The following is a 3934-nucleotide window of genomic DNA, read 5'->3' on the forward strand; positions in this document are numbered from 1 at the left end:
TCAGACGTTCTTGTGGATAATCGGGGTCAAGGGGTACATAAGCTCCTCCGGCTTTGAGTATCCCTAATAGTCCGACTATCATTTCTAAAGAACGTTCTACACATAAGCCAACTAATACATCTGGTTTGACACCTAGAATTTGCAGATGATGTGCTAGTTGATTAACACGTGCATTTAATTGTTGGTAAGTAAGTTGTTGGTCTTCAAATACTATTGCTACTGCATCTGGTGTGAGTTCTACCTGCGCTTCAAATAACTGATGGATGCACAAGTTTTGGGAATAGTCTCTGTCTGTATTATTCCATTCAAACAGTAACTGCTTTTGTTCGGATGCCGTTAGTAATGGTAATTGGGAAATTGGCTGTTTTGAGTGAGTTACAATTCCCTCAAGTAAGGTTTGGAAATGTCCAAGCATCCTAGTAATTGCATCATAATCAAAACGACTAGTATCGTAATTAATATTCAAAGACAATTGTGAACCAGGAATAGATGTCACAGTTATCGGATAATCAGTAATTTCAAGAGTTGCTTGGACATCAAAAACATCTAAGTACCTACGCTGCTGTTGTCGCAAAGAAGCATCAATAGGATAATTCTCAAACACAACAATACTCTCAAACAAAGGCAGACCACGGGGTACTTCACTCCAGCCCTGAACATCCACCAATGGAGTATAAGAATATTGGTCACACTCAATCTGCTGCGCCTGTAAATCCTTCAGACAAGCCAACAATTCCCCATCTGGTGAAACATTCACCCTCACAGGCAAAGTATTAATAAACAGCCCCACCATCGATTCCACCCCCATCAGTGCAGGTGGACGACCAGAGACCGTCACACCAAATACCACATCCGCTTCTCCACTGTATCGGGACAGTAAAATAGACCATGCTCCCTGCACAAGATTATTGAGCGTTAATTGATGCTTTTTAGCGAAAGCTTGCAGAGTAGCTGTTACCGACTCAGATAAATAAACTTCCTGTTCACTGTAGTCGGATTGTTGCTCCCGGCTAGCGAGTGGTTTATCAACCGTAAAGGGAGTCGCAGCAGTAAAGCCTTGAAGTTTTTGTTGCCAGAAAGCCTTTGCTTGCGCTAAATCTTGTTGCTGTAACCAAGCAATATAATTCCGATAGCCAACAGTCGGTTCAAAGCGGAAATTTTTCCCCTGACATAAAGCTGCATAACAGTCAAAAACTTCCTTAAGTACCAAAGAAAGTGACCAGCCATCCAGTAATAAATGATGGTGACTCCAAACAAACTGATAGATATCTGCATCCAACTGAATGAGATTGAGGCGCATCAATGGTGCTTGTGATAATTCAAATCCTCGTCGCTGTTCAGACTTGAGGAAAATATCTAGTTGATTTTGCTGTTCATCAGCAGAGAGCAACAACCAATCACTGATTTCTAAAGGTAGTTGCACCTGAGAATATACAATTTGCAAAGGCTGGTGATAATTTTCCCAAACAAAAGCAGTGCGAAAAACTGAATGCCGAGCAATTACCTGCTGCCAAGCTTGCTCAAAGTTTTGCACCTCCATCTTGCCCTTTAATGTACAACTCAACTGCTCAAAATACACTCCCGATTCTGGTGCATAAACACTGTGAAAGAGCATTCCCTGTTGTGTATGTGAGAGCGGATAAATATCTACCAGATTTTGATATTGGCTTTTACTCAATTGGGTATCAATTTCGGCTTGAGTCAGCTTTGCCAAAGGGAAATCACTAGGGGTATAACCACCAGCATCAAGAGATAGACAATGAGCAATCAGTGTTCGCAATGTCTGGATAAACTCTTGCGCCAAATTTTTAATTGTGGCGTGTTGATAGATATTACTGCTGTAAGACCAATCTATTTGCAGTTGACCATTGGCAATCACGCCGTTAATATCCAACAAATGACTCCGGCGATGATTTAAACTTTGAACTGCGCCAGCCGACTCAGTGGTTAGTTGAAAATCAGCAGTTTCGCTCAAAGCTTGGTCAAATTGACCCAGGTAGTTGAAACTAATCTGTGGTGATGCAGATGTCTGTAATTTATCAGTAATTTCCTCATTCAAGCACAGATAACGCAGTACACCATAACCAATTCCTTTGTGAGGAATTTGGCGTAACTGTTCTTTGACTGACTTTAAAATCTTTCCTAAATTTTCAGTTGCCTCTAGTTCTAACAACACAGGAAAAATTGTTGTAAACCAGCCGACAGTACGGGATAAATCCACATCAGCAAACAAATCTTCTCGCCCATGACCTTCCAAGTCAAGCAGCAATGAGTTAGAGCCAGTCCATTTACTCACAACTTGGACTAAAGCAGTGAGTAACACATCATTAATCTGAGTGTTATAAGCTCTTGGTACTTCCTGTAATAGCGACTGGGTTTCTATTGCATCCAAGGAAACTGAAACTGTATTAGTAGATGCAGCCGTATTTGCACCCTGTTCATAGTCTACTGGTATGGGGAATAATTGCTTGTGGGATGCGTTAAGCCAATAAGCTAATTCTGTTGATAGAGTATCTGATTGGGCATACTCACTCAATCTCTGCGCCCAATATTGAAATGATGTCGTTTTCGGTGGTAGTTGCATCACCTCACCACGACTTAGCTGCTGATAACCTGTCTGCAAATCATCTAATAATATTCGCCAAGATACGCCATCTACAGCTAGGTGATGTATTGTTAACAATAATCGGTTAGCTTGGTTGCCCAACTCAAATAATGTGGCTTGTATCAAAGAGCCAATGGCTAGATTAAAGCTGGCTTGAACTTCATTGCCAACTTTCTCTAAGGCTGCTAGTTGCTCATCTGGTGACATTGCAGATAAATCAACCACCCTCAAAGGCACTGTTTGTCCAAAATCTGCGTTTATTTGCTGCCAAATTTGATTCTCTAGGGTAAACTGCAAGCGCAGTGCATCATGGTGTAGGAGTAATTGCTGTAATACCCGCTTTAATAATTCTGACTTCAGGTTTGATGGTACCCAGAGTAAGATTGCTTGATTGTAATGGTGTGGCTCAGGTTGATTTTGTAAGAAAAACCAGCGTTGAATTGGTGTTAGCGGTACAATTCCTGTTACTAAACCTTGTTGAGCCTGAATTTTTCTAGCTGTGCCTACTACCGTTGCTAGTTGAGCAACTGTTTGATGTTCAAACAATTGCTTGGGACTTAGATGCAATCCGGCTTGGTTTGCTCTGGCAATAATTTGCAGACTGAGGATGGAATCGCCACCGAGTTCAAAAAAGTTATCATCAATACCTACTTTTTCGACACCCAACACCTCTGCCCAGATATTCGCTAGTACTTCTTCGGTGGGTGTCCGAGGAGCCACAAAGCCAATTTCTAATTCCCGAAGTGACTCTGGGACTGGCAAGGCGCGGCGGTCTACTTTGCCATTAGATGTTAGTGGTAGGATTTCCAAGAACACAAAAGCTGAAGGAATCATGTAATTAGGTAGCTTTGAGTCGAGGAATTGCCGCAGGGCGTTGACACTTATTTCTTGGTGTTGATTGAGTACTAAATAAGCAACTAAGCGTTTATCGCCAGGGATATCTTCTCTGGCTATGACTACAGTTGCCTGGACATCGGGGTGTTGACTAATTGCGATTTCAATTTCTCCCAATTCGATGCGGAAGCCGCGAATTTTCACTTGGTTGTCGATGCGTCCGAGATATTCTAGGTCGCCATTGCTCAAATATCTGGCTAAATCGCCGGTTTTGTAAAATCTGGCATTGGGGTCATCGTTGAAAGGGTGGGCAATAAATACTTGAGATGTTAATTCTTGACGATTGAGGTAACCACGGGCTAATCCCGCACCTCCTACGTACATCTCCCCTGTTACGCCAATTGGCAATAGTTGTCTTTTTTTATCTAGGACATAAACTTGCAAATCTGGGATGGGACAACCAATTACACTACCAGCATTGTTGCTCAAATCCGC

1 protein-coding gene is annotated in these 3934 nt (G+C 42.0%); it reads right to left on the minus strand.

Annotation, left to right across the window (positions count from 1 at the left end; genetic code table 11):
* The coding region (locus HCR01_RS37220; protein ID WP_193200902.1) for a condensation domain-containing protein at positions 1-3934 on the minus strand (3934 nt) is incomplete at both ends.

Origin of the sequence: Nostoc sp. MG11, assembly GCF_014904695.1 — a bacterium.
Lineage (GTDB): Bacteria > Cyanobacteriota > Cyanobacteriia > Cyanobacteriales > Nostocaceae > Komarekiella.